The organism is Faecalibacterium sp. 7 (assembly GCF_049562865.1).
Taxonomy (GTDB): Bacteria; Bacillota; Clostridia; order Oscillospirales; family Ruminococcaceae; genus Faecalibacterium; species Faecalibacterium wellingii.
On the sequence record NZ_CP186911.1, the window covers coordinates 1,997,515 to 2,024,371 of the forward strand.

Annotated in this window: 21 protein-coding genes and 4 pseudogenes; 24 read left to right on the top strand and 1 reads right to left on the bottom strand. The window is 59.7% G+C overall.

The features are described from left to right. The first annotated feature begins 97 nt into the window (after nucleotides 1-97). From ACKXF7_RS09995 to ACKXF7_RS10020, 6 genes and pseudogenes are all read left to right on the top strand, one after another. Complete coding sequence (locus tag ACKXF7_RS09995) at nucleotides 98-1,612, top strand: ABC transporter ATP-binding protein (RefSeq protein WP_348585181.1); 1,515 nt, start codon at nucleotides 98-100, stop codon at nucleotides 1,610-1,612. A 3-nt stretch (nucleotides 1,613-1,615) separates the two neighbouring features. Beyond that, nucleotides 1,616-2,785 (top strand): ABC transporter permease, encoded by a 1,170-nt coding sequence (locus ACKXF7_RS10000; protein ID WP_249236971.1) that lies wholly within the window; start codon nucleotides 1,616-1,618, stop codon nucleotides 2,783-2,785. A 1-nt stretch (nucleotide 2,786) separates the two neighbouring features. Further along, nucleotides 2,787-3,704, top strand: coding sequence for an ABC transporter permease (locus ACKXF7_RS10005; RefSeq protein WP_005940080.1), 918 nt, complete (start codon nucleotides 2,787-2,789; stop codon nucleotides 3,702-3,704). A gap of 170 nt (nucleotides 3,705-3,874) precedes the next feature. Then, the gene (locus ACKXF7_RS10010) at nucleotides 3,875-5,194 is read left to right on the top strand and encodes a thymidine phosphorylase (protein WP_423741200.1); all 1,320 of its coding nucleotides are present in this window, start codon (nucleotides 3,875-3,877) and stop codon (nucleotides 5,192-5,194) included. Between the two features lie 167 nt (nucleotides 5,195-5,361). Then, a pseudogene (trkA, locus tag ACKXF7_RS10015) lies at nucleotides 5,362-6,732 on the top strand (Trk system potassium transporter TrkA). A 12-nt stretch (nucleotides 6,733-6,744) separates the two neighbouring features. Further along, nucleotides 6,745-8,184, top strand: a complete 1,440-nt coding sequence (locus ACKXF7_RS10020) for a TrkH family potassium uptake protein (protein ID WP_423741201.1) — start codon at nucleotides 6,745-6,747, stop codon at nucleotides 8,182-8,184. A 148-nt stretch (nucleotides 8,185-8,332) separates the two neighbouring features. Here ACKXF7_RS10020 and ACKXF7_RS10025 read toward each other — a convergent pair whose 3' ends face one another. Continuing rightward, nucleotides 8,333-9,871 (bottom strand): YifB family Mg chelatase-like AAA ATPase, encoded by a 1,539-nt coding sequence (locus tag ACKXF7_RS10025; RefSeq protein ID WP_423741202.1) that lies wholly within the window; start codon nucleotides 9,869-9,871, stop codon nucleotides 8,333-8,335. Between the two features lie 161 nt (nucleotides 9,872-10,032). Between ACKXF7_RS10025 and ACKXF7_RS10030 the strand changes: the two genes are divergently transcribed. The 18 genes and pseudogenes from ACKXF7_RS10030 (at nucleotide 10,033) to ACKXF7_RS10115 (ending at nucleotide 26,780) form a co-directional block, all read left to right on the top strand. Next, on the top strand, nucleotides 10,033-10,392 hold the full coding sequence (locus tag ACKXF7_RS10030; protein ID WP_423741203.1) for a hypothetical protein: 360 nt from the start codon (nucleotides 10,033-10,035) through the stop codon (nucleotides 10,390-10,392). Between the two features lie 122 nt (nucleotides 10,393-10,514). Continuing rightward, on the top strand, nucleotides 10,515-12,197 hold the full coding sequence (locus tag ACKXF7_RS10035; protein ID WP_339395160.1) for a phospho-sugar mutase: 1,683 nt from the start codon (nucleotides 10,515-10,517) through the stop codon (nucleotides 12,195-12,197). A gap of 136 nt (nucleotides 12,198-12,333) precedes the next feature. Then, the gene (gene ispF / locus ACKXF7_RS10040) at nucleotides 12,334-13,500 is read left to right on the top strand and encodes a 2-C-methyl-D-erythritol 2,4-cyclodiphosphate synthase (protein ID WP_423741204.1); all 1,167 of its coding nucleotides are present in this window, start codon (nucleotides 12,334-12,336) and stop codon (nucleotides 13,498-13,500) included. Between the two features lie 16 nt (nucleotides 13,501-13,516). Beyond that, nucleotides 13,517-13,978: a hypothetical protein gene (locus ACKXF7_RS10045; protein ID WP_423741205.1), complete on the top strand. Its 462-nt coding sequence runs from the start codon at nucleotides 13,517-13,519 to the stop codon at nucleotides 13,976-13,978. Beyond that, on the top strand, nucleotides 13,950-14,417 hold the full coding sequence (locus tag ACKXF7_RS10050) for a diadenylate cyclase (protein WP_423742627.1): 468 nt from the start codon (nucleotides 13,950-13,952) through the stop codon (nucleotides 14,415-14,417). The genes ACKXF7_RS10045 and ACKXF7_RS10050 overlap by 29 nt, the downstream gene beginning before the upstream one ends. Then, nucleotides 14,414-15,718, top strand: coding sequence for a CdaR family protein (locus tag ACKXF7_RS10055; RefSeq protein ID WP_423741206.1), 1,305 nt, complete (start codon nucleotides 14,414-14,416; stop codon nucleotides 15,716-15,718). The genes ACKXF7_RS10050 and ACKXF7_RS10055 overlap by 4 nt, the downstream gene beginning before the upstream one ends. Nucleotides 15,719-15,738: 20 nt before the next feature. Beyond that, nucleotides 15,739-16,137 (top strand): hypothetical protein, encoded by a 399-nt coding sequence (locus ACKXF7_RS10060; RefSeq protein WP_423741207.1) that lies wholly within the window; start codon nucleotides 15,739-15,741, stop codon nucleotides 16,135-16,137. 404 nt (nucleotides 16,138-16,541) lie between these two features. Next, a pseudogene (locus tag ACKXF7_RS10065) lies at nucleotides 16,542-17,101 on the top strand (FAD-dependent protein); the annotation flags it as partial. Nucleotides 17,102-17,170: 69 nt separating this feature from the next. Then, the gene (locus ACKXF7_RS10070) at nucleotides 17,171-17,332 is read left to right on the top strand and encodes a hypothetical protein (protein ID WP_423742646.1); all 162 of its coding nucleotides are present in this window, start codon (nucleotides 17,171-17,173) and stop codon (nucleotides 17,330-17,332) included. A gap of 10 nt (nucleotides 17,333-17,342) precedes the next feature. Continuing rightward, on the top strand, nucleotides 17,343-18,680 hold the full coding sequence (locus ACKXF7_RS10075; RefSeq protein WP_423741208.1) for a 5-bromo-4-chloroindolyl phosphate hydrolysis family protein: 1,338 nt from the start codon (nucleotides 17,343-17,345) through the stop codon (nucleotides 18,678-18,680). Next, nucleotides 18,677-20,131 (top strand): annotated as a pseudogene (gene recJ / locus ACKXF7_RS10080) (single-stranded-DNA-specific exonuclease RecJ); the annotation flags it as partial. The gene ACKXF7_RS10075 and the pseudogene recJ, both read left to right, overlap by 4 nt. After that, a pseudogene (locus ACKXF7_RS10085) lies at nucleotides 20,112-20,342 on the top strand (single-stranded-DNA-specific exonuclease RecJ); the annotation flags it as partial. The pseudogenes recJ and ACKXF7_RS10085, both read left to right, overlap by 20 nt. Nucleotides 20,343-20,567: 225 nt before the next feature. Continuing rightward, a complete protein-coding gene (locus tag ACKXF7_RS10090) occupies nucleotides 20,568-20,810 on the top strand; it encodes a hypothetical protein (protein WP_423742647.1) in 243 nt (80 codons plus the stop codon). A 1-nt stretch (nucleotide 20,811) separates the two neighbouring features. After that, nucleotides 20,812-23,151 carry a RelA/SpoT family protein gene (locus ACKXF7_RS10095; protein WP_339395154.1) on the top strand — a complete coding sequence of 780 codons (2,340 nt, stop codon included), beginning with the start codon at nucleotides 20,812-20,814 and terminating at the stop codon, nucleotides 23,149-23,151. A gap of 3 nt (nucleotides 23,152-23,154) precedes the next feature. After that, nucleotides 23,155-23,616, top strand: a complete 462-nt coding sequence (gene dtd, locus ACKXF7_RS10100) for a D-aminoacyl-tRNA deacylase (protein ID WP_249236956.1) — start codon at nucleotides 23,155-23,157, stop codon at nucleotides 23,614-23,616. 5 nt (nucleotides 23,617-23,621) lie between these two features. Then, the gene (locus ACKXF7_RS10105) at nucleotides 23,622-24,233 is read left to right on the top strand and encodes an MBL fold metallo-hydrolase (RefSeq protein WP_339395153.1); all 612 of its coding nucleotides are present in this window, start codon (nucleotides 23,622-23,624) and stop codon (nucleotides 24,231-24,233) included. A gap of 149 nt (nucleotides 24,234-24,382) precedes the next feature. Next, entirely contained in the window at nucleotides 24,383-25,852 is a 1,470-nt protein-coding gene (gene hemZ, locus ACKXF7_RS10110; RefSeq protein WP_423741209.1) for a coproporphyrinogen dehydrogenase HemZ, read from the top strand. After that, nucleotides 25,818-26,780: a uridine kinase family protein gene (locus ACKXF7_RS10115; protein WP_418266662.1), complete on the top strand. Its 963-nt coding sequence runs from the start codon at nucleotides 25,818-25,820 to the stop codon at nucleotides 26,778-26,780. Before hemZ ends, ACKXF7_RS10115 begins: the two co-directional genes overlap by 35 nt. Nucleotides 26,781-26,857 lie beyond the last annotated feature (77 nt).

Below are 26,857 nucleotides of genomic sequence, written 5' to 3' on the forward strand. Positions count from 1 at the left end.
TTGCCGCAAATCATGTATAATGAATACTAAAGAAGTATCAGTGTCGAAACGACACGAAAGGAGAGTGAGCAGATTGGCAGAGGATTTTGTGATCGAAATGCTCCACATTACCAAGGAGTTCCCTGGGATCAAGGCAAACGACGATATCACCCTGCAGCTGCGCAAAGGCGAGGTACATGCCCTGCTGGGCGAGAACGGCGCCGGCAAAAGTACGCTGATGAGCGTGCTGTTTGGCCTGTACCAGCCGGAAGCTGGTCAGATCCGCAAAAACGGCAAGGAGGTTGCCATCCGCAACCCCAATGATGCAAATGCACTGGGCATCGGCATGGTGCACCAGCACTTCAAGCTGGTGGAATGCTTCAGCGTGCTGGACAACATCATTCTGGGCGTGGAGCCCAACAAGATGGGCTTTTTGCAGAAGGCTGAGGCACGCAAAAAGGTAATGGCCCTGAGCGAAAAGTACGGCCTGCGCGTGGACCCGGATGCACTGATCAGCGATATTTCTGTTGGTATGCAGCAGCGCGTTGAGATCCTGAAGATGCTGTACCGCGACAACGAGATCCTGATCTTCGACGAGCCCACGGCAGTGCTGACCCCGCAGGAGATCGACGAACTGATGGAGATCATGCGCGGGTTCAAGAAGGAGGGCAAGTCCATCCTGTTCATTACCCACAAGCTCAACGAGATCATGGCTGTGGCAGACCGCTGCACAGTTCTGCGCAAGGGCAAATGCATGGGTACTGTGGACATCAAGGATACCACCAAGGAAGAGCTTTCCCGCATGATGGTGGGCCGCGATGTGCAGCTGCAGGTGGACAAAAAGCCCGCAGACCCCGGCAGGGTGGTGCTGGATGTGAAAAACGTCACCATGCACAATGCCCAGCACAAGAAGGACGCAGTCCGGGATGTCTCTTTTCAGGTACACGCGGGCGAGATCGTCTGCCTTGCAGGCATCGAGGGCAACGGCCAGACCGAGTTCGTCTACGGCCTGACCGGTCTGGAAAAAATCAGCAGCGGCAAGATCATGCTGGACGGCAAGGACATCACCAATGAGACCATTCGTCAGCGCTCCAAGGACGGCATGAGCCACATCCCGGAGGACCGTCACAAGCACGGTCTGGTGCTGGACTACAGTCTGGAAAACAACATGGTGCTGCAGCGTTACTGGCAGCCGGAGTTCCAGAAGGGCGGCTTTATCCGCAGCGATAAGGTGCGGGAATACTCCGATAAGCTGATCGCGCAGTATGATGTGCGCAGCGGTCAGGGCAGTCTGACCACCGTGCGCAGCATGTCCGGCGGCAACCAGCAGAAGGCCATCATTGCCCGCGAGATCGATAAGGATCCGAAGCTCTTGGTGGCAGTCCAGCCCACCCGCGGTCTGGACGTTGGTGCAATTGAATACATCCACCGCCAGATCGTGGCCGAGCGCGATAAGGGCACGGCCGTGCTGCTGGTCAGTCTGGAGCTGGACGAGGTGATGAACCTGTCCGACCGCATCCTTGTGATGTACGAGGGCGAGGTCGTGGGCGAATTTGACCCCAAGACCACCACCGTGCAGGAGTTGGGCCTGTATATGGCAGGCGCACGCAAGCAGGGAAAGGAGAGCAAATAACACATGAACAAGAAAAAACTTTCCCACAGCAGTCTGAACAGCTCCATCACCAGTGTGCTGGCTGCTCTGCTGTGCATCCTGATCGGCCTTGTGGTCGGTTTTCTGGTGCTGCTGGCCATCAACCCGGCGCACGCATGGGGCGACGGCTTTGTGCGCATCCTGAAGGGCGGCTTCCATGACGCACCCTATGGCGTCGGCAAGGAGCTGGCAAATGCGGCTCCCCTTATTATGACCGGTCTGTCCGTGGCGTTTGCCTTCAAGACCGGCCTGTTCAACATCGGCGCGGCGGGTCAGTACACGCTGGGCGCTTACGGCGCTCTGTACTGCGCCATCATGCTCAAGCTGCCATGGTTCGTCTGTCTGATCGCCGCCACCATTCTGGGCGGTCTCTGGGGTGCGATCCCCGGCTTCTTCAAGGCCTACTTCAACATCAACGAGGTCATTACCTCCATCATGTTCAACTGGATCGGCCTGTATCTGGTCAATGAGCTCATTTACCAGAACGGCACCGGCCCCATGTACGATGTGCGTAACACCCGTACCATGAACCTGAGCAAGAACGCCGATTACGCCCAGTCCATCATCCCGGACTTTGGACTGAACAAACTGTTCCAGACCAACAGCACCACCATCGCAATCTTTCTGGCGGCAGCAGTGGCAGTTCTGATCTGGGTGGTGCTGAACAAGACCACCTTCGGCTATGAGCTCAAGGCAGTCGGCCTGAACAAGAGCGCTGCTCGCTACGCCGGCATCAACGAGAAGAAGAACATCATCCTCTCCATGGCCATTGCCGGTGCGCTGGCCGGTTTTGGTGCGGGCCTGTACTACCTTTCCAATGTGTCCCAGTGGAACCCGCTGAACTCCACCAGCCTGCCGACGATGGGCTTTAACGGCATTTCCGTTGCACTGCTGGCAAGCTCCAACCCCATCGGCACCATCTTCTCGGCCATCTTCATTTCCCATATCTCGGTGGGCGGTTCCTTCCTTTCCACCAAGTATTACCCCACTGAGATCTCGGATCTGATCAGCGGCATCATCATCTACCTGTGCGCATTCTCCATGCTGTTCCGCGGCAGGATCCACGCACTGCTGTTCAGGAATGCCGACAAGACCAACGTGAACGCAGAGCCTGCTGCTCCTGCAAAACCTGCAACCGAAAAGGAGGGCAAGTGATATGCTGCTTCTGATCAAATATACGCTGCTGTATGGCATCGTTCTGATGCTGGTGGCACTGGGCGGTATGTTCAGCGAGCACTCCGGCATCATCAACATCGCACTGGAAGGCATCATGGTCATTGGCGGTGTGGCGGGTGTTCTCACCCTGACCATGCTGCCTGCCGAAATGCCGGTCTTCCTCGTGGTGCTGATCTCTGTTCTGGTGGCGGCACTGGCCGGTATGGTGTACAGTCTGCTGCTGGCCTTTGCCTCCATCAATCTGAAGGCGGATCAGACCATCGGCGGTACGGCCCTGAACCTGCTGGCCACGGCCATCGCGGTGGTTCTTGCCAAGAATTTCAGCGATAGCGGCAGTGCAAAGCTGAACTACACCAACAAGCCCTTCCTGTTCAGCATCGGCGGGCTGGAGCTGAGCATTTTTGTGCCGCTGGGCATCATTCTGCTGATTATCAGCTATGTGGTGCTGTACAAGACCCGCTTTGGCCTGCGCCTGCGTGCCTGCGGCGAGCATCCGCAGGCAGCGGACTCTGTGGGCATCAACGTCTACAAGATGCGTTATGCCGGTGTTGTCATTTCCGGTGCACTGGGTGCGATCGGCGGTATGGCCTACATCGTGCCCCCGGTTCAGACCTGGAACTTTGAGGTGGGTGTGGCCGGTGCAGGCTTCCTGGCTATGGCTGTTATGATCTTTGGCCAGTGGAAGCCCTTCAACATCTTTGGCGCAGCTATGTTCTTTGCTGTGTTCAAGAGTCTGGCAAACATTGCAGACTCTACCTTCCTGGCGCAGCTGCACTGGTCCAGCAACATCTACAACATGATGCCGTTCGTGGCGTCCATGATCATTCTGGCGTTTACCTCCAAGAACAGCATGGCACCCAAGGCAGAGGGCATCCCCTACGACAAGGGATCCCGCTAAAACGACGACTCGTGATCCAAAAAAAGGGCGCAGCTGCTTTTTCGGGCGGCTGCGCCCTTTTTGGCTTAAAATTGGGCAAAATTTACAGAATAATACTTGCTTTTGTTTGGAATTTTGCTATACTATATCTTACAATGTCGTACTATTGAAAAAACGAGGAGCGTGATACGATGCGCATTTATGATCTGATTGCAAAAAAGCGTGACGGCGGTACGCACAGCCGTGAGGAGCTGGAGCAGATCGTCAATGGCTATGTCAGCGGAGAAGTGACTGATTACCAGATGGCTGCATGGATGATGGCTGTCTATCTGCGCGGCATGACCGATGAAGAGACCGCAGAGCTGACCGACGTGATGGCTCACAGCGGTGTAATGGTGGATCTTTCGCCCATTCCGGGCATCAAGGTGGACAAGCACTCCACCGGCGGCGTGGGTGACAAGACCACGCTGGTCATTGCACCGATCGTCGCAGCCTGCGGCGTGAAGATCGCCAAGATGAGCGGCCGGGGCCTTGGCCATACCGGCGGCACCATCGATAAGATGGAAAGCGTGCCCGGCACCAGAACCGCCCTCTCGCAGGAGGAGTTCTTTGCGCAGGTGAACAGGATCGGCCTGTCGGTCATTGGCCAGAGCGAGGGAATTGCCATTGCCGATAAAAAGATGTATGCCCTGCGGGATGTGACCGCAACCGTCAGCTGCATCCCGCTCATCGCGTCCAGCATCATGTCCAAAAAGCTGGCTTCCGGCTCGGACGCCATCCTGCTGGATGTGACCACCGGCACCGGAGCTTTTATGAAGACGGTAGACCAGAGCATTGAGCTGGCCAAGCTGATGGTCTCCATCGGTACCCACCATGGCCGCCGCGTTGCCGCTATGATCACCGATATGGACACCCCGCTGGGCCATAACATCGGCAACAGTCTGGAGGTCATGGAAAGCATGGATGTGCTCAAGGGCCATGGCCCCGCCGACCTGACCGAGGTCTGCCTGCAGCTGGCGACGAACATGCTGGTGCTGGCCGATAAGGGCACTCCTGCCCAGTGCCGCGCCATGGCCGAGGCGGTGATCGCCGACGGCTCTGCCTTTGCAAAGTGCAAGGAGATGTTTGCGGCACAGGGCGGTGATACCCGCGTGCTGGACGACTACAGCCTGTTTGAGCAGCCTGCGGCAAGCTTTGAGCTGCTGGCAGAGCAGGACGGTTACATTGTGGCGAACGATGCCGAGAAAATTGGCTCTGCCAGCGTGCTGCTGGGTGCGGGCCGACAGAAAAAGGGCGACCCGCTGGACTTTGCCGCCGGCATCACCCTGCATAAAAAGCGCGGCGACTACGTAAAGAAGGGCGAGAGTCTGGCTACCTTCTACGGCGCAGCAGACAAGTTTGAGGCTGCTGCAGCCGAGTACCGCAGCGGCCTTGTGTATGGCACCGAAAAGCCGGAGGAAGCTCCGCTGGTATATGCGCTTGTGACAAAGGACGGCGTGGCGCGCTATTAAATGAAATAAAAGCTTCCGGGACGGTATCTCCCGGGGCTTTTTTGCGTCATTTGGCAGGTTTTGTTGCATAACATGGAAAACAGTGGAACTTTGGCAGGAGATATGCTATACTATGATGGACTTGTGCTGTCCCGGCAGAAGGGACGCGGAAAGAGAAAGGACTTGTTATGAAGATCATTCTGGTGGGCGGCGGCAAGGTTGGCACTGCGCTGGCGCGGCAGCTCAGTGAGGAAGACCATAATGTGACCATTGTGGACACCAACAAAGCGCGTGTGGAACATCTGACTGAAAGCTATGATGTGCTGGGTATCGTGGGCAACGGTTCCTCGATCACCACGCTGGCAGAGGCCGGCATTGAAGATGCGGATGTGTTCATTGCCGTGACCGGTTCGGATGAGCTGAACCTGCTGTGCTGCATGTTTGCCAAAAAGGCGGGCCACTGCCATGCAATCGCCCGTGTGCGCAACCCGTCCTACAGTCATGAGCTGGACTTTATCAAAAAGCAGATCGGCATTTCGGCCATCATCAATCCGGAAATGGCTGCAGCAAAGGAGATCTCCCATCTGCTGCGCTTCCCGGGCGCAAGCAAGATCGACACCTTTGCAGACGGCCGTGTGCGGCTGATCAAGTTTGCACTCACTGCAGAGCAGGGGCTGGACGGCGTGGCCATCCGCGAGATCCCACCCGCCTGAAGAGCGATATTCTGGTGTGTGCTGTGGAGCGCAGCGGCGGCGTCATCATCCCGAACGGTAACTTTGTGCTGCAGAACGGCGATCAGGTCACCTTCCTTGCTACACAGGAAAAGGCCCACGAGTTCTTCCAGCGCATCCATCTGCCGGTACGCCCGGTGCGCAATGCCTTCATCGTGGGCGGCGGTGCCATTGCCTTCTATCTGAGTCAGGAATTGCTGGAAAACCATGTGCGGGTGCGCATCGTGGAGCGCGACCCTGCCCGCTGCATGGAGCTGGCAGAACAGCTGCCCGGCGCACAGATCCTGAACGAGGACGGCTCCAACCGCGAATTCCTGCTGTCCGAGGGCATGGAGTCCACCGAAGCTTTTGTGGCCCTGACCAACATCGACGAAGAGAACGTGCTGCTGACCCTGTTTGCCAAAAAGCACTCCAAGGGCAAGCTGGTCACCAAAGTCAACCGTCTGGAGTTCGATGATATTCTGGCCGGTCTGGATCTGGGCAGCGTGGTCTACCCCAAGTACATGACCTGCGATTACATCGTGCAGTATGTGCGTGCACTGCAGAACGAAGCGGGTAGCAACATCAAGACGCTGTACCGCATTCTGGACGACCGCGTGGAAGCGCTGGAATTTACCGTCCACGAGGAAAGCGCTGCCACGGGTGTCCCCCTGAGCCAGCTGCACCTGAAAAAGAACCTGCTGCTGTGCTGCATCACCCGCGGCCATCAGATCCTGATACCCGCGCGGCGGCGACCAGATCCAGGTGGGCGACAACGTGATCGTGGTCACGCTGGAGCATGGTCTGCATGATCTGCGCGATATTCTGGATAAGGGCGCAGAGGGTTGACGGAGGCAGACTATGAATTATGCGATCGTTTTCCGTCTGCTGGGCTATGTGCTGATGATCGAAGGCGCGCTGCTGCTGCTGCCCGCAGCGGCCAGCGGATTCTACGGCGAATGGTTCGTGCTGGGCGTGTTTCTGATCACGGCGGCAGTCAGCGCCGCCATCGGCTACGCCCTGCGCGGCATCAAGCCCCAAAGCAAGGTATTCTATATGCGGGAGGGCTTTGCAGCTACCTCGCTGAGCTGGATCGTCATTTCCATCGTGGGTGCCGTTCCGTTTGTGGTGACGGGCTGCATCCCGAACCCGGTGGACGCCCTGTTTGAGACAGTGTCCGGCTTTACCACCACCGGTGCCAGCATCCTGCCCGGGGTAGACGATCTGCCCAAGGGCATCCTGTTCTGGCGCAGCTTCACCCACTGGATCGGCGGCATGGGCGTTCTGGTGTTCCTGCTCTCGCTGCTGCCCCTGACCGGCGGCTCCCACGTCAACCTGATGAAGGCAGAAAGCCCCGGCCCTCAGGTGGATAAGCTGGTGCCCAAGGTGCAGTCTACCGCAAAGATCCTGTACGGCATCTATTTTGCACTCACCGTGCTGGAGCTGGTATTCCTGATGCTGGGCGGCATGCCGCTGTTTGAGTCCATGCTCACGGCCTTCGGCACGGCGGGCACCGGCGGCTTCGGCTTCAAGAATGACAGCTTTACCAGCTTTTCTCCCTACATCCAGTGGGTCGTGACCATTTTCATGATCCTGTTCGGCGTCAACTTCAATGCCTACTTCCTGCTGCTGCTGCGCAAATTCAACCGCGTCATCAGCGAGGAGGTGCGCGGCTACTTTGTGGTGATCCTGGCAGCGGTGGGCCTCATCACGGCCAACATCTACAGCATCTACAACAACTTTGGCGAAGCGCTGCGTCAGGCAGCCTTTCAGGTGGGCTCCATCATCACGACCACTGGCTTTTCCAGCTGTGACTTTGACCTGTGGCCCACCCTCTCCAAAGAAATTCTGGTGGTGCTCATGTTCATTGGTGCCTGCGCAGGCAGCACCGGCGGCGGCATCAAGGTGAGCCGCCTCCTCATTCTGGGCAAGACCTTGGGCAAGGAGCTCAAGCAGGCACTGCACCCGCAGGTGGTGGCCCCCGTCCGCATGGACGGCAAGCTGCTCAACCACGAGACCATCCGCACCACCAATGTGTTTATGGGCGCGTATTTCTTCATCTTCGTGGTATCCTTCCTGCTCATCAGTCTGGATGGCTTTGATATGGTGACGAACTTCACAGCCATTGCAGCTACCTTGAACAACATCGGCCCGGGCCTTGCGCAGGTGGGCCCCATGATGAACTTTGGCAGCTTTACGAACCCTGCAAAGCTGGTGATGATCTTCGACATGCTGGCCGGCCGTCTGGAGATCTTCCCGATGCTGGTGCTGTTCCTGCCGGATACATGGCGCAGATTCTAAAAAGCAATTATAAAAAGCCATCTGTGATCTTCTGCTCGTATTGAGCATTTGGAAAGATACAGATGGCTTTTTTGCGCGTAACGGTAAGCTGCACAAACCTTTCCCTTTTCGGGGAAGGCGGATCTGCGAAGCAAAGACGGAAAGGCATTTATACTTCTACTTTTTCCTGTGCCCGGTACTGCAGGGCTTCCAGCACACAGTCCTCATCCAGCAGCTGTTTGCCTGCCAGATCGGCCACCGTGCGGGCCACCCGCAGGATGCGGTCATGGGCGCGGGCGGAAAGGCCCAAAGCGTCGTAGGAGGCACGCAGCAGCTGCTCGGCGGCGGGGGTCATGCGGCAGACGCGCCGCACCTGCCCGGCGGTGAGCTGGGCGTTGCAGAGCACGCCCTCAAAACCCGGGGCGGCATAGCGCTTCGCCTGAATGGCCCGGGCGGCAAGCACCTGTTTGCGCAGGTCGGCGCTGCTCTCGGAGGGAGCCGATGTGTGCAGCTCGTCAAAGGCGATGGGGTCCATCTCTACGCACAGGTCGATACGATCCAGCAGCGGACCGGACACCCGGCTGCGGTACTGCCGCACGGCACTGGGTGAGCAGGTGCACTGCCGGGTGGGATGACCGTAGTAGCCGCATTTGCAGGGGTTCATGGCTGCCACCAGCTGGAAATGGCTGGGATAGGTGGCGCTGCCTGCCGCGCGGCTGACCGTGATCTGACCATCCTCCAAAGGCTGGCGCAGGACCTCCAGACTCTCGCGGGAAAACTCCGGGAGCTCGTCCAGAAACAGCACGCCGCAGTTGGCAAGGCTGCACTCGCCGGGCCGGAACTGCGCACCGCCGCCAGCCAGCGCTGCGGCACTGGCTGAGTGGTGCGGGCTGCGGAAGGGGCGTACAGAGACGAGCCCATGTCCCTGCGGCAGCTGGCCCGCAATGGAGTAGATCTTGGTGGTCTCCACGGCTTCCTCCCGGGTGAGCGGCGGCAGGATGCCGGGCAGGCGCTTTGCCAGCATGGATTTGCCGGTGCCGGGTGCGCCGATCAGCAAAACGTTGTGTCCGCCGGAAGCGGCAATGACCATGGCACGCCGCGCCAGAGACTGGCCCAGTACGTCCGCAAAATCCGGCACCTGTGCCCAGGCTTCTGCCGGATCAAAGGGCACGGCGGCGGCAGGGGACAGGGACGAGATTCCCTTCAGCGCATCCACTACCTCACGGGCTGTATGGGCGGGGTAGACCGCCATTCCATCGGCGCAGGCCTCGGCAGCTTCTGCGGCGTTCTCGGCGGGGACATACAGGGCGCGGATGCCGCTTTCGGCAGCGGCCAGAGCCATGGGCAGAACGCCGGATACCGGCCGCAGGGTGCCGTCCAACGCCAGCTCGCCCAGAAAGGCAGCATCCGACGGGACGGCCTCCAGCTGGCCGCTGGAAATAAGAAGCGCAAGCAGCAGGGGCAGATCATACACCGGGCCGGTCTTGCGGACATCGGCCGGGGCCAGATTGATGGTGATGCGCCGGTCCGGGAACTTGAACCCCAGATTCTTGATGGCGGCACGCACGCGGTCTGCACTTTCGCGCACAGCGGAATCCGGCAGGCCTACGATGGAAAATGCGGGCAGACCGCCGGAGACGTCGGCTTCTACCGCTACGGCAAAGCCGTTCAGGCCCTTCAGACCAAAGCTTCGGGTGACAGAATACATGGTGCTCTCCCTCGCTCCAATGAGTGACAAAACGGAAAAGAATTGGCAAAAGTGGAAAATAATGGACAAAAATGCCAAACTTCGACACAAAAATACGTCTGGATTCATTATAGTAAAGGGCAGGAAAGATGTCAATGCGATAGAGAGGAGAGAATTTTTCCATGATGAACAACGAATACTGCCGCTATATCCATACATATTCGGAGCTGGAGGGACTGCAGCATGCCCACAGCCTTGTCTATTGCGGAGCTTTGTCCGCACAGGGCGTAGTGATGGAGCTGCGGCACGAGCAGGATGGCCGGGTGCGCCGCAGTGCGGTGCGTCTGCCCGAGGGAAGCTTTGCCCGGGCCATGCAGCTTCTGCGCTACCTGTGCGAAAACAGCGTGGGTCTGGAGCAGTGGCTGGAGGTGCTGGCGGATGTGGGCCAGAGCTATGAGCTGCTGGAAAATGCAGGCACAGCCGGGATGATCCCGGACTTTGCAGGCGATAATTTGGATTTTTGTGCCATATGCCGGTTTTAAACAGCAAATCTTGTAGCAGATTACGCAATTGACACATGGACGCGGAGAGTTTATATTATAAGTAGGTTTTGTTAAACCTGTTTCTTTTTGCGGAAAAATTTACAAAAGGTAAGGTGTGCAAGATGTATTTGGATGAATATAAGCGCTGGATGGCTGCCGATCTGGAAGACGCAGATCTGAAGCCGGAACTGGCCAAGATCGAGGGAAATGACGAAGAAATCAAAGACCGCTTTGCGGTGGCTCTGAAGTTTGGCACGGCTGGTCTGCGCGGCGTTCTGGGCGCTGGCACCAACCGTATGAATATTTATGTTGTCCGTCAGGCTACGCAGGGTCTGGCAAACTGGGTCAAGACCCAGAAGGGCACCCAGACCGTGGCCATCAGCTACGACAGCCGCCTGAAGAGCGATGTTTTTGCCAAGACTGCCGCAGGCGTTCTGGCTGCAAACGGCATCAAGGTGCGCATTTATGATGCCCTGATGCCCGTGCCCGCCCTGAGCTTTGCTACCCGTTACTACCAGTGCAACGCCGGTATCATGGTCACGGCATCCCACAACCCGGCCAAGTACAACGGCTACAAGGCCTACGGCCCGGACGGCTGCCAGATGACCGATGACGCTGCTGCCATCGTCTACGACGAGATCCAGAAGACCGACGTGCTCACCGGTGCAAAGTACATTTCCTTTGCCGAGGGCGTGGAGCAGGGCCTGATCCGCTTTGTGGGCGATGACTGCAAAAAGGCTCTGTACGACGCCATTGAGGCTCGTCAGGTGCGCCCGGGCCTGTGCAAGACTGCCGGCCTGAAGCTGGTGTACAGTCCGCTGAACGGTTCCGGTCTGGTGCCGGTCACCCACGTGCTGAACGATATGGGCATCACCGACATCACCATCGTGCCCGAGCAGGAGTATCCCAACGGCTACTTCACCACCTGCTCCTACCCCAACCCCGAGATCTTTGAGGCTCTGAAGCTGGGTCTGGATCTGGCCACCAAGACCGGTGCAGACCTGATGCTGGCCACCGACCCCGATGCGGACCGTGTGGGCATCGCCATGAAGTGCCCGGATGGCAGCTATGAGCTGGTATCCGGCAACGAAATGGGCGCTCTGCTGCTGGACTACATCTGCGCAGGCCGCATTGAAAAGGGCACCATGCCCAAGGATCCGGTGGCAGTCAAGTCCATCGTGTCCACTCCGCTGGCCGACGCCATTGCCGCACATTACGGCGTGGAGATGCGCAGCGTGCTGACCGGCTTCAAGTGGATCGGCGACCAGATCGCAAATCTGGAAGCTGCAGGTGAGGTGGATCGCTTCATCTTCGGCTTTGAGGAAAGCTACGGTTATCTGGCCGGCCCCTATGTGCGCGATAAGGATGCCGTCATCGGCTCCATGCTGATCTGCGAAATGGCCGCTTACTACCGCAGCATCGGTTCCTCCATCAAGCAGCGTCTGGAAGAGATCTATAAGCAGTATGGCCGCTACCTGAACAAGGTGGACAGCTTTGAGTTCCCCGGCCTGACCGGCATGGAGAAGATGGCTTCCATCATGCAGAAGCTGCGCGATGAACCGCCCGCCGAGCTGGCCGGTCATAAGGTGGTCAAGGTGACGGACTACAAGAAGCCCGAGGAGACCGGCCTGCCTGCGGCAAACGTGCTGATCTATAGTCTGGAAAACGGCGCTACCGTTGTGGTGCGTCCCTCCGGCACCGAGCCGAAGATCAAGACCTACTTCACCACGCTGGGTAAGGATCTGGCAGAAGCACAGGCACAGAAAGATGCTCTGGCTGCTGCCATCGAGCCGATGCTGAAGTAAACTCCATCAAGAACAAGTTTGTGCCCCTCTGCCCTGTGCAGAGGGGCATTTTTGCTGCAGATTATCGGTTGCAGTTTGAGAAGTTATACGCTATAATAAAATATGGCTTATTATAGGGATCGGGCAGGTGAAGAGATTGGAAAAGAAAGTATCGGCGGTATTGGTGGCGGCAGGCTCCTCCACGCGCATGGGTTTTGATAAGCTCAGCTTTGATCTGGGCGGGGAGACGGTGCTGCATCGCAGCATCCGCGCATTTGCGCAGTGTCCGCTGGTGGACGAGATCATTCTGGTGGCAGGCAGTAACCGTGCCTTTGCCCAGCAGCAGGCCGCAGACTGCACAAAGCCTGTATGCGTTGTGGCGGGCGGTGCCACCCGCGCAGAGAGCGCGAAAAACGGTGTGCTGGCAGCTTCCGGTGCGCTTGTGGCTGTGCACGATGCGGCCCGGCCTTTCGTCAGCCAGCAGGTCATCACTGCTGCGCTGGAAGCTGCAGCCCGATGCGGTGCCGCAGCGCCTGCCGTGCCGGTGAAGGATACCATCAAGGCGGCAGTGCGGGGCAGCGGCAAGACGGTGCCGGGGAGCTGCTTTGTACATGCCACCCCGGACCGCAGCACCCTGTATGCGGTGCAGACGCCGCAGTGCTTTGACCGCGCAGCCTATCTGGCAGCGCTGGAAGAGCTGGACGCCGAAAAAGCCCGCCTTGTCACGGACGACTGCAGCCTGTTCGAACTGACCGGGCGCCCCGTGCAGCTGACGCAGGGCGATTACGCGAATCTGAAGATCACCACCCGCGAGGACCTGCCCCGCCCGGAACAGAAAGAGGAACATAAAATGCGCATTGGACATGGTTATGACGTGCACCGTCTGGTGGAAGGCCGCAAGCTGATCCTGGGCGGCGTGGAAGTGCCCTTTGAAAAGGGCCTGCTGGGCCACTCGGACGCCGATGTGCTGGCCCATGCTGTGATGGATGCAGTACTGGGCGCGGCGGCGCTGGGCGATATCGGCCAGCATTTCCCGGACAATGACCCTGCCTACTCCGGCGCAGACAGCCTGAAGCTGGCCCGCCGTGTGGCTGAAATTTTAAAGGAGCACGGCTTCCGCATTGAAAATATCGACGCAACGCTGCTGTGTCAGCGGCCCAAGCTGGCACCGCACATCCCGGCCATGCGCCGGAATCTGGCCGATGCCTTCGGCCTGCCGGTGGACGCGGTGAGCGTGAAGGCTACCACCGAGGAACATCTGGGCTTTACCGGCGAGGGGCTGGGCATTGCCGCCCATGCCGTTGCCCTGATCGAAACACTGTAAACGGGAGCGTGTACCAATGACTCTGAACGCGATCATTGCAAATTTCCAGACCTTCAAGCTGGTCGATCTGCTGGATATCATCATCATTTCCTTCCTGATCTACCAGCTGCTGGGCATTGTCAACCGCACCCGCGCCGGCCAGCTGTTCAAGGGTGCGCTGCTGGTGATGGCAGTCTATCTGGTGGCGGAAACACTGAACATGCGTACCGTCACATGGCTGCTGAACTCACTGCTGCAGGTGGGCCTGCTGACCCTGGTGGTGCTGTTCCAGCCGGAGAATCCGCCGTGCGCTGGAGCGCATGGGCCAGACCGACCAGTGGGCTGCCAAGCTGTTCAATGTCAAAGGCCGCTACAACGACCCCAGCCTAAAGGGCGCATGGCGCAGTGCCATCATTGCCATCTGCGACGCCGCCGAGCGCTTTTCGGAGACCAAGACCGGTGCGCTGATCGTGCTGGAACGCCACACGAACCTTTCTGAGATCGTGCGCACCGGCACGCCGGTGAACAGTGCCGTCAATCTGGAGGTGCTGGGCACCATCTTCTATGAGGGCACGCCTCTGCACGACGGTGCCGCCATCATTGAGAACGGCCGCATCAAAGCGGCGGGCTGTGTGCTGCCGCTTTCCAATAATCTGGATCTCGGCAAGGATATGGGCACCCGTCACCGTGCCTGCCTTGGCATTGCCGAAAATTCCGACGCCATCGCCATCGTGGTCAGCGAGGAGACCGGTATCATTTCCATGGCGAAAAACGGTGTGCTGATCCGCCACTTTGACCGCCAGACCCTGTATACCCGTCTGGTGGACGAGATGATCCCCAAGGAGACCGCTGCCGAAAAGACGACGGTCAACGGCTGGCGCGGTCAGCTGGACCGTCTGTGGAAATGGGTCAGCCAGAAGGAGGACGATGCGCAATGAACAACGAACCCAACAAGAAAAACGGCGCAAAGCCGGCGGTCGCCCATAAGAAAAACATTCTGGACGACCGCCGCATCCGGCTGGCACTTTCGGTGCTGGGCGCCATCGTTGCATGGATGGTGGTCACGATCATCGTCCAGCCCGGCACCACCAACACCATTTACAATGTGCCGGTGGATTATACCTACGATTCCGCTGCTTACACCTCCCGGGGCCTGAGCATCGTCAGCGCCGAGGACAAGACCGTGAACCTGAAGATCTCCGGTGATGGCTATACCATCGGCGGCCTGACCGCTTCCGATTTTGTGGTCTACCCGGATTTTTCCAGCGTGCGCGACAGCGGCGAAAAGACCCTGCGCCTGCTGGTGCGCGGTGCCAACGGCCTGCTGAACGGTGTCACCGTGACCATGGAAGGCAATGATAACACGGTGGACGTGGTGTTCGACGTGGTGGAGGAAAAGACCCTGCCCGTTACCGTTACCACCAACTATCTGACCATTGCGGATGGCTATATCCTCTACAGCACCGATGTTTCCAAGGAGAACATCACCCTTTCCGGCCCCAGCAGTGAGCTGGACAAGGCCGTTACCTGTACCGCAGAGGTGACCTACAGCGGGGAGCTGACCGAGTCGGTCACACTGAGCACGCCGCTGCGCTTCTACACCTCCGGCGGCAGGGAGGTCAAGTTTGAGTACACGGAGCTGGAAGAAAACAGTGTGGACGTCACCCTGCAGGTGTACAAGATGGCCACCCTGCCGGTGAATGTGAATTTCATCAATGCACCGCGCGATTTTGATGATTCGGTGCTGGTATACGCGCTCAGCCGCAAGCAGCTCAAGGTGGCCGGCCCGGAGGCTAAGATCGATATGCTGTCCACATTGCCCATTGGCAGCATCGACCTTTCCACCTTTACGCTGAACAAGAGCTACGAGCTGCCCATCGACCTGCCCACGGACATCTACCTGCTGGATAACATCTCCACCATCACAGTCAGCTTTGACTGCTCCGCTCTGGAGACCAAGACCATGAACCTGCCCAACACCTGTGTGCAGGTGGTCAACCTGCCGCCTACCTATCAGCTGACGGTGCAGACCGAACGCTTGATGAACGTGACTCTCTGCGGGCCCAAGGCCGCTATAGCGTCCCTGACCCCGGAGCAGGTGGTCATTGAGATCGATGCAGAGGACTTCTCGGTGGCAACGGGCGAGCAGAACATCGCCTGCCGCCTGTACGTGCCCTCCAACGGCAAGATCTTTGCGCTGGGCAGCTATGTGCTGCAGTGCCGCATCGACAGCAACTGAAAAAAGGAACACACGATACTATGATTCTGGTTCGCAACATCCGTCTGCCGCTCTCTGCCGGAGAGCCGCAGGCATTTGAAAAAGCCCTGCACGCTGCCCGCATCCCGCGCGGAAAGGTGCAGCATCTGGGCGTGGCAAAGCTCTCGGTGGATGCCCGCCATGGTCAGCCCAAGCTGGTGTATACCGTGGCTGTCACCCTGAAAGAGCCTGCCGAAGAAGCAGCGTTTGCTGCCCGCTGCGGCGATGCATCGCTGCAGAAAAAGGTGATCTTTCGGTGCAGAATGGCACGCTTCCGCTGGCGCACCGGCCTGTGGTGTGCGGCCTTGGCCCGGCGGGCCTGTTCGCGGCGCTGCTGCTGGCCCGGCAGGGCTACCGGCCCATTGTGCTGGAGCGCGGCCCGGCGCTGGACGAGCGCGTAAAGGCGGTGGAGCACTTCTCTGCCACCGGCGAGCTGGATGTGAATGCGAACATTCAATTTGGCGAGGGCGGTGCCGGTACTTTTTCGGACGGCAAGCTGACCACCCGCATCGGCGATGAGCTGTGCGGTTTTGTCACCGAGGTGTTCCTGCAGCACGGTGCGCCGGAGGAGATCGCCTGGAAGCAGAAGCCCCATGTGGGCACCGACCTGCTGCGTGGCGTCATCACCTCCATCCGCAAGGAAATTGAAGCTCTGGGCGGCGAGGTGCACTTCAACACGGCCCTGACCGGCTTTGAACAGAAAAACGGCGCGCTCACCGGTATTTTTACCACCAGCGGTACCTTTGCCTGCGAAGCGCTGGTGTTTGCAGTGGGCCACTCGGCCCGGGACACCTTCGGGATGCTGATGGATGGCGGCTTTGTGCTGGAGTGCAAGCCCTTCAGCGTGGGATTCCGCGCCGAACACCTGCAGAGCGAGATCGAAAAAAGCCTGTATCACGAAGCTGCCGGGCACCCGGCCCTGCCGCGGGGCGAGTACCAGCTTTCCCAGCATGTGGGGGAGCGGTGCGTGTACACCTTCTGCATGTGCCCCGGCGGGCAGGTGGTGGCATCAGCCAGCGAGAAAGGCTGCGTTGTCACCAACGGCATGAGCTACCACGCACGCAGCGGCAAAAATGCCAACGCGGCTGTGGTGGTGAGCGTGGGCGGCAAAGATTTTGGGGACGACCCGCGCCGGGCCATTGCATTCCAGCGGGAGCTGGAAGCCAGAGCCTACGCCGCCGGGCGCAGCGCAGGGGAGTATGCTGCCCCGGCTGAAAATATCCAGAGCTTTCTGGAAGGGCGCGGTCAGCTGAACATCGGCCGTGTGCAGCCTACCTACGACCGCGGCGTGACAGCCGCGACCTGGGTGCACTGCTGCCCGGGGAGCTGGCCGATACGCTGCGGGTCGGTCTGCGCGCCTACGAGCGCAAAATTGCAGGCTATACCGCACCGGAGGCCATCCTGACCGGTCTTGAGACCCGCACCAGCAGCCCGGTGCGGCTGAAACGGGAAGAAAATTTTGAGTGCTCTCAGCTGGCAGGACTGTATCCCTGCGGCGAGGGTGCCGGATATGCGGGCGGCATCATGAGCGCCGCCGTGGATGGCCTGCGGGTGGCCCGCGCCATCATCAGCCGGTATGCACCGGCAGAAGGGTGAGAAAATTTTGATGAACGATCGTGAAAACGATACAAAAAAAGAGACCGATGGCCGTCAGGTGCAGCAGGAGCTGGAATCCCAGCTGCGCGCCTTTGGCGATACCATGTCCGATGCGTTTGCCCATGGCTTTGAGGGCAGAGGGGAGGACATTGGCAACCGCGCCTATGGTGTGGGCCGTGCTGCGGTGGATGCCGCGAACTATGGCATCAACGAGGCGGCAAAGGCTTTCCGCAGCCGCCGGAATGCGCACAGCGGTGCACCGGAACAAAAGGGACAGGGCCTGAACGAAGAGTACCGCACCCCGCAGGCCGCCGGGATGCCCGGCTGGTTCCGGCAGATGTTCGGCAAGGCAGAGATGACCCCGGCAGACGAGATCCGCACCAGCGCCAAAAAGCGGCACAGCGCTGGCTGCGCATTGCTGGCAGTCGGCATTACGTTTACGGTGATCTTTGGCATCACGGCAGTCTCCTGTCTGGGTGCGGCGGGCCTGTTTACGCCCAATACGGCTGTTCTGCAGGCTCTCCTGCAGGATAGCTTTATGGCAGAAAATGCTGCAGCCATGGGCAGCTTTGCACTGGGGGCGGTGCGCATCACCGGCTGGTGCTTTGCGGCTGTCACCGCCGTGTTCGTGTGGATGATCACTGCCGGTGCGTCCCGCCTGAAGGCCAGCAAGACACTGCTCCGTCTGGCCGAGGCGGCGGAAGGCTTTGACTGCAAAAAGGGCCTGCCGCTGGAAGCCGTGGACGAGAAAAAGACCCGGGCCCTCAAGTGGGTGCGCAGATTCATCCGCAATGGCTGGCTGAGCGCATGGGTGGACGAAAAAACGGAAAAACTCTATCTGACGGCAGAGGATTACCGCGCCGCGCAGGAGGCCGCAACAGTCCCCAGAGAGTCGCAGCCGGAGCCGGTAAGGGAAAAAACAGACGATGTGCCGCTTAATCTGGAAACGACCCGCCGCTTCGCCGTCGTGCTGCAGCAGGAAAAACAGCTGATGCAGGATGCGCAGGGCCGCGAAGAGCTGGACCATATGCAGACCACCACCACCGCCATCTGCGACTGGCTGGAGGCACACCCGGAAAGCCTGCCCAAGGCCCGCCGCTTTGCGGAATACTATATCCCCACCACCCTCAAGCTGCTGCACACCTACAACGACGTGCAGGGCCAGCAAGGCGAAAACGCCGAGACCATCCGCCGCGATATCGCGGGCATCCTTCACACGCTGAATCAGGCGTACGATACCCTGTATGATACGCTGCTCTCGGATGTTGCCATGGATGTCTCCTCGGAAATCGCCGCATTGCAGGGTATGCTGGCCAGCGATGGGCTGACGGGAGGGGATTTTCAATGACCTACCGTGCATGGGAGCTGAAAAACCTTGACCGCGCTGCCCTGCGGGAACTGACCGCAGCCATTGCGGAGCAGGCAGCTGAAGAACTGGAATACAATGCGCAGGAGGGGGAACCCTGGAGCGAACAGAAATACAAGGCCGTGCTTGCTGCCCAGCAGAAGGAAAACGCCCTGCTGGCGGGCGTTCTGACGGCCCGCGGCGTCACCGACCCCACCGACGCGCTGACCCTGCTGGCCGGTGAGGAAGAGCTGAGCGACCCGTTTCTGCTGACCGATATGCAGAAGGCCTGTGAGCGCATCTGGCGGGCCATCGATGACGGGGAGACCATCGTGGTGTTCGGCGATTACGATGTGGACGGCGTGACCGCTACGGCCCTTTTGTACCAGCATCTCAAGGGCATGGGAGCGACCGTCAAGTGTATGCTGCCCAGCCGCGAGGGCGATGGTTACGGCCTTTCCAAAAACGCGATCCGCTCCATCCACGACAAGGGCTGTCAGCTGATCGTGACCGTGGACAATGGCATTTCTGCCGTGGACGAAGCGGATTACGCTGCAGAATTGGGCATCGACCTGATCATCACCGACCACCATCTGCCGCCGGATACGCTGCCCAAGGCGGTTGCTGTGGTGGATCCCCGCCGCAGGGATGATACCAGCCCTTTCAAGGGCCTGTGCGGTGCGGGTGTGGCCTTTAAGCTGTGCGCCGCGCTGGACGGCTGCCCGCCGGAGGAAATGCTGGACTACTGCGGTGATCTTGCCGCTGTGGGCACGGTGGCGGATGTGATGCCGCTGACCGGCGAGAACCGCACACTGGTAAGATCCGGCCTGCATCAGCTGCAAAACACCGACCGTCCCGGGTTGGAAGCTCTGCTGGAAGAGGTGGGCCTTACGGGCAAGCCTGTCACGGCGGAGAATGTCAGCTATGCCATTGCGCCGCGCATCAACGCGGCGGGCCGTATGGACAGCGCCGTGACCGCCCTGCAGCTGGTGCTCTGCGAGGATTCCGACCGTGCCGAAGAGCTGGCCCGCAAACTGAACGAGATCAACGCCCGGCGTCAGGAGATCGAGCTGCAGATCTTCAATGCGGCGCAGGAGCTTCTGGAACAGGAGCCGGAACGGCTGGAAGACCGCGTGATGCTGCTGTGGGGCCGCGACTGGCATCCCGGCGTCATTGGCATCGTGGCCTCCCGGCTGGTGGAGCGCACCGGCCGGCCGGTGATCGTGGTGACGGTGGACGAGCACGGCGAGTGCAAAGGCAGCGGCCGCAGTGTGCAGGGATTCAACCTCCACGACTGCATCGGCTCCTGCGCAGACCTGCTCATCCGCTACGGAGGCCACGCCATGGCGGCGGGCCTTTCGGTGCGGGAAGAAAACCTGCCTGCCCTGCGCCGCCGCCTGAACGAGTGGGCCGCGCGGGAATGCCCGGTACTGCATGCGACCCCGCTGGAATGTGACCTGTCCATTCATCTGGACCGGGTCACGGTGGAGAGCGTGCGCAGGCTGGATCAAGCTGGCACCCTATGGTGCCGAGAATCCCACCCCGGTGTTCCTTTTGCAGAACGCCGTGGTGGACGGGGTGTATCCGGTGTCGGATGGCAGGCACAGCCGCCTGCGCCTGCGGCAGGGCAACGCCAGCGTGTATGCGGTGTGGTTCGGCATGCACCCGGAGCAGCTGCCCTACACCACGGGAGACGTGGTGGATGCGGCGCTGAATCTTTCGGTCTACGATTCGCCCCGGGGCGCACAGCTTTCGGGCCGCATCCTGGATCTGCACCCGGCAGGCCTTGGCAGCAAGCTGGCGGAACAGGCCGCACTGGTGGCGGCGCTGCGCCGGGGCACGCCGCTGACGGCAGAACAAAAAGCGCTGATCACGCCCGACCGCAGCCATATGATCACGGTATATCGTGAGCTGCAGGCGCGCCGCTGGCATGCAGAGGAACTGCAGCCGCTGTGTGCGAAGCTGGGTGAGGAAAATACAGGAAAAACACTGGTGGCAGTGACGGCTCTGGAACAGGTGGGTCTGATCGCCGCTGTGGAAAAGGGTGGGGCAAAATATCTGGAGCTTGTGCCTGCGCAGGGCAAAAAGAACCTTGCGGATGCCCCGGTCCTGAAATGTTTGGAGGGAATGTAAAATGCCAGAGGGAAAGAAAGCTGCGGTCCCGGCACCCAAGCCGGTGCGGGACGAAGATCTCTACTCCGCAAAGACCCACCTGCATCAGCCGATGCCAGTGCAGGAAACGGCTACCGTTTCAGCCACGGCCCAGCTGGCTGATGCACCGGAAGGCGCTCTGCCTTCGGAGGTGCGGCCGGAGATCGTTACCTGGGAAAAGCTGTGCGAGGCCATCAGGGCAAGCGGCCGCTCCTATAACATGGAAATGATCGAAAAGGCCTACGACCTTGCTAACACTGCCCACAAGGGGGTATGCCGCCGCAGCGGCGAGCCCTATATCTGCCATCCGCTGGCCGTGGCCCGGCTGGTGCTGGATCTGGGCATGGATACCGAAAGCATTGCCGCCGCCCTGCTGCACGATGTGGTGGAGGATACCCCCACCACGCTGGCAGACCTGACCGACGCCTTTGGCGAGGAAGTGGCCCTGCTGGTGGACGGCGTGACCAAGCTGACCAAGATCCAGTTCTCCAACATCGAAGAGCTGCAGGCTGAAAACCTGCGCAAGATGCTGCTGGCCATGAGCCGCGATGTGCGCGTGATGATCATCAAGCTGTGCGACCGGCTGCACAACATGCGCACCGGCGATGCATGGCCGGAGCAGAAGCGCCGCGACAAAGCCCGCGAGACCATGGAGGTGTATGCCCCCATCGCCAACCGTCTGGGCATCCTGAACGTGAAGGAAGAGCTGGAGGACCGCAGCCTGCATTACCTCGACCCGGTGGGGTATGAGGAGATCAGCCGGATGCTCAGCGAGCGCGCCGGTGAGGAATTTCTTGCCAGAGTGTCCGGAGTCATTGAGCAGCGTCTGGTGGAAAGCGGCATCGAGGGTGCCACCATCAAGCGCCGTGTCAAGAGCATCTACGGCATCTACCGCAAGACCATCATGCAGAACAAGTCCTTCGACGAGATCTATGATATCTATGCGGTACGGGTCATTCTGGATACGCTGGCCGAGTGCTACAGTACGCTGGGCCTCATCCACGATATGTACCACCCGCTGCCCAACCGTTTCAAGGACTATATCTCCACCCCCAAGCCCAACGGCTACCAGAGCCTGCACACCACCGTCATCGGCCACGAGGGCATCCCCTTTGAGGTGCAGATCCGCACCCGCAAGATGGACGAACAGGCCGAGTACGGTGTTGCCGCCCACTGGAAGTACAAAGAGGGGCTGGACGGTCACGACAAACTGGATGAACGTCTGGCGTGGGTGAGCCAGCTGCTGGAAAACCAGCGCGTCAGCGAGGATTCCGGCAACCTTCTCCACGACCTCAAGAGCGACCTTCTGCCGGAAGAGGTGTTTGCCTTTACCCCCAAGGGCGATGTCATCAACCTGCCCACCGGTGCCACCTGCATCGATTTCGCCTATGCCATCCATTCGGCGGTGGGCAACCGTATGGTGGGCTGCAAGGTGAACAACCGCATGGTGCCCATCGACCACATCGTTTCCACGGGTGAGATCATCGAGGTCATCCTTGGCCCGGCAGACAAGGGCCCCAGCCGTGACTGGCTCAAGATCGTGCGCACCAGCGAGGCCAAGAGCAAGATCCGCAACTGGTTCAAGAAGATGCGCCGCGAGGAAAACATCACGCAGGGACGCGATGCACTGGCCCGTGAGCTGCGCCGCGAAATGATCATCATTCCGGACGACCAGCTGGATGATTTCATCAACAGCTGCTCCCGCCGCCTGCGCCAGAACAACGCCGAGGAGCTGTATGCAGCCATCGGTTACGGCGGCATGACCATTGCGAACTGCCTGCCCAAGATCAAGGAAGAATGGCAGAAGCTGAAGGCCGCCGAGGATAAGAACGAGGAAGATCTGCCCAAGGTGGATCTGAGCCGTGTGCATGCCACCGACGGCGTGGTGGTGGAAGGCTTCGACAACACGCCCATCAAGTTTGCCAAGTGCTGCAGCCCGCTGCCGGGCGACCCCATCGTGGGCTTCATCACCCGCGGCTTTGGCGTGTCCATCCACAAACAGAGCTGTGCCAATGCCATTTCCAGCATGAAGGACCCCACCAACGCCCCCCGCTGGGTCAAGGCCTACTGGGCCGACAGCGTCAAGGACAGCTATAAGGCTGGCATCGAGATCATCGCGCTGAACCGCAACGAGCTGCTGCAGGATGTGCTGGCTGCGCTGGCAGACATCCGGGTGCCCATCTATGCGGTGAACGCCCGTCAGGTGGAAAACGGCTGTGCGATGGTCAGCCTGACCATCGGCATCAACAATACCGAGCACCTCAACCGCGTGGTCGCAAGACTTTCCAAGGTGAAGGACGTGCTCAAGGTGACAAGGAGCTAAAACATGCGTGCAGTCATTCAGGCGGTCTCTTCCGCCAGTGTGCGGGTGAACGGCGGCGAGCCCCGCGCCATCGGCCCGGGACTTGTGATCCTGCTGGGGGTCAAGGATACCGACAGCCTTGACATCGTGCCAAAGCTTGCCGACAAATGTGCGGGTCTGCGCATCTTTCCGGATGCCGAGGGCAAGCTGAACCTCAGCGCCCGGGATCTTGGCTATTCCGCGCTGGTGGTGAGCCAGTTCACCCTTTATGGTGACACGAAAAAAGGCTACCGTCCCAGCTTTATCAAGGCCGCAAAGCCGCCCCTTTCGGTGGATGCTTACGAGCTGTTCCTTGCCGAGATGAACAAGCACGGCCTCAAGGACGTGCAGCACGGCGAGTTCGGCGCGGATATGCAGGTGTCGCTTGTGAACGAAGGCCCCTGCACCATCATCATCGACACCGACGAGTGGAAGAAAAAGGAGTAAATGCCATGCAGGCTTTTCATATTCCGGGCGCTGCGCCGCTGTATACCAATACCTTCCTGCTCATTTCCGACGCAGGCCATGCCGTGGTCATTGATCCGGCGGCAGATGCGCAGACCTACGATAAAATTTTAAAGGAAAACAATGCGCAGCTCACCACCATCCTGTGCACCCACGGCCACTACGACCATGTGGGCAGCGCCGAAGCCTTGCGCACTGAGTGGAACGCAAAGCTCTACTGTGAGGCTGCCGACCTTGCAGGCGACCGCATGTATCCGCTTTCTGCGGCAGACTGCGGCTATGCCGAGGACGGCACCGTGACGGTGGATGAACTGGTCTTTACGGCATGGCACACGCCCGGACACACCCCCGGCAGCGTGGTGCTGCTGTGCGGCGAGTATCTCTTCTGCGGTGACACCCTGTTTGCAGGCAGCATCGGCCGCACCGATCTGGAGGGCGGCAGCAGTGCACAGATGGCTGAGAGCCTGCGTAAACTGGCAAAGCTGCCCATCCCACGGGAAACGCAGGTGCTGCCGGGCCATGGCGAGTTCTCCACCTTTGGCGATGAACTGGACAATAACTACTATATCCGCAGCGCTCTGCGCGGCGGCGAAATTTAAAGAAAACCCTCTCCGTCATCGCTGCGCGATGCCACCTTCTCCTAGGATGGAGGTTTTATGCATCTGACGGTGATGCAGAATAAAAGCTCCCCTTTCGGGGGAGCTGCCGAGCGGATGCGAGGCTGAGAGGGTTGAAAGAGTGAACGAAAATGAAGATCTATATTACCGGCCTGCACTCCGGCTACGAAGTGGAGCATCTGGTGCGTTTGTTTTACCCCATGGCACCGCTCACCCTCACCCCACCAGAGGACGCCGAGGACTGCGTCTGGGCAGAAAAAACGCCGGACGGCCTGCATGCGCTGGTGCGTCAGGGCGGCAGAAGTGCTGAACGGCACGCACCGCTGCCTGCGCCTGTGGAACAGGGCGGCGAGACCCCGGAATTCAGCCTTGCCAGCCTGACTTACGATCTGCTGCGCCAGTGGACCGGGCTCCGCCCGCCCTGGGGCAAAATGACCGGCGTGCGCCCGGTGCGGCTCATCCATGACAAGCGCGCCGCAGGCTGGACGGAAGCGGAGATCGACCGCTTTTTTCTGGAGCGGTTTGATTGCTCGCAGCAGAAATACACCATGGCCAAGGCCATTGCAGATCTGCAGGAGCCCATCCTGAAGGTGGGCAGTGAACCCAAGACCTACAGCCTGTATATCGGCATCCCGTTCTGTCCGTCCCGGTGCAGCTACTGCAGCTTTGTCAGCTGCAATCTGGACCGCGACCGCAAGATGGTGCAGCCCTATGTGGACTGTCTGTGCCGGGAAGTGGAGGAGATCCGCATTCAGGCCGACAAGGCGGGGCTTACCCTTTGCAGCATCTACATTGGCGGCGGCACGCCCACCAGCCTGTCTGCCGACCAGCTGCGGCAGCTGATGGGCACGGTCCGGGCGAATTTTGACCTCTCGAAGGTCGTGGAATATACGGTGGAGGCGGGTCGTCCGGACTGTACGGACGCGGAAAAGCTGGCCGTCATCCGGGAATACGGCGCTACCCGCATTTCCATCAACCCGCAGACCTTCTCGGACGAGGTGCTGGCCGGCATCGGCCGTAAGCACTCGGCGCAGGACATTCTGGACTGCTATGCCGAAGCCCGCAAAGCCGGTCACGATGATATCAACATGGACCTCATTGCCGGCCTGCCCGGCGACACGGTGGAAAGCTTTGAGCGCAGCCTGCGGCAGGCCATTGCGCTGGACCCGGAGAACATCACCGTGCACACCCTGACCCTCAAGCGGGCTTCCCGCATCGTCATCGAGGACCAGAGCACCAACGACTACGCCGACGTCGCCGCTATGCTGGAAAAATGCCGTCTGCTGGCAGAAGCGGGCTATCGGCCCTACTACCTCTACCGCCAGAAAAACACCCTGCAGAATCTTGAGAACGTGGGTTGGTGCAAGCCGGGCCACGAGGGATATTACAACATCTATATCATGGAGGAAGTCCAGACCATCCTCTCCGCCGGTGCAGGCGGCAGCACCAAGCTGGTGGCCGACGGCGGCAAACGGATGCAGCGCATCTTTAACTTCAAATATCCGAATGAATATATCCAGCGTTTTGCGGAGGTGCTGGAACGCAAAAAAGGAGTGGCTGATTTTTATGATCACGATCTGGGTACCGAAACGTCTGGTTGAGGTCGATCTGTACAATGTGGCGGCCCGCAGCCCGCAGATGCTGGCAGATCTGAGCGAGCGGAGCTACAGGCAGCGTGTGGATTATGCCGCCCAGAAGGTGCAGCTCTCCGGCGCAAAGATCGTCATGCTCACAGGCCCGTCGGCCAGCGGCAAGACCACCAGCGCCCACTGTCTGGCAAAAGCCCTGCAAAAGCGCGGGACTCCGGCGCAGGTGGTCAGTCTGGATAATTTCTTCAAAGGGGCAGAGTTCTACCCCCGACTGCCGGACGGCACGCTGGATTACGAAAACCCCGATACGCTGGACCTGCCCCTCATCAAGCAGTGCCTGCGGGAACTCAGCGAGACCGGAAAGACCGTGCTGCCGGTCTATGATTTCTCTGCAGAGAAGCGCTCGGAGCAGGTGGAGCCCATCGACCTGCAGGGCGGTGTATGCATCGTGGAGGGCATCCATGCCCTGAACCCGGAGCTCACCGGCCTTGTGAAAGGCGACGATATCTACCGCGTGTATGCCGGCCTGCGGGAGGAATACTGCATCGATGGCCGGAGAGTCATCAATACACAGGATATCCGCCTGTGCCGCCGCACCCTGCGCGATGCTGCCGCCCGCGGCCGCAGCCCGGAAAAGACCCTTGCCATGTGGGACCGCGTGCTGGACGGCGAAACACGCTATATCAAGGGCTTCAAATCCACAGCGGACTTCCTGCTGGATACCTCCTTTACCTACGAGCTGGGCCTGATCTCCAAGCTGCTGGGCGTGGTGCGCCGTCAGTTCACGCTGGAAGGCCACAATGCCGAGCTGTGGGATGAGACCGCCCGCCGGTTTGAGCATGTGGCACCGCTGGAGCTGGAGCTGCTGCCGGAAGACAGTATGCTGCGGGAATTCTACGGCGGCGCGGCCGACCGCATGGCACAGGATGCCAATGTGTGAAAATATCGTGTAAATTTAGTCTGAATGCGAAAAAACTGTTTCCAAACCGGCACCAAACTGTAAAAAATGCGGCCCGT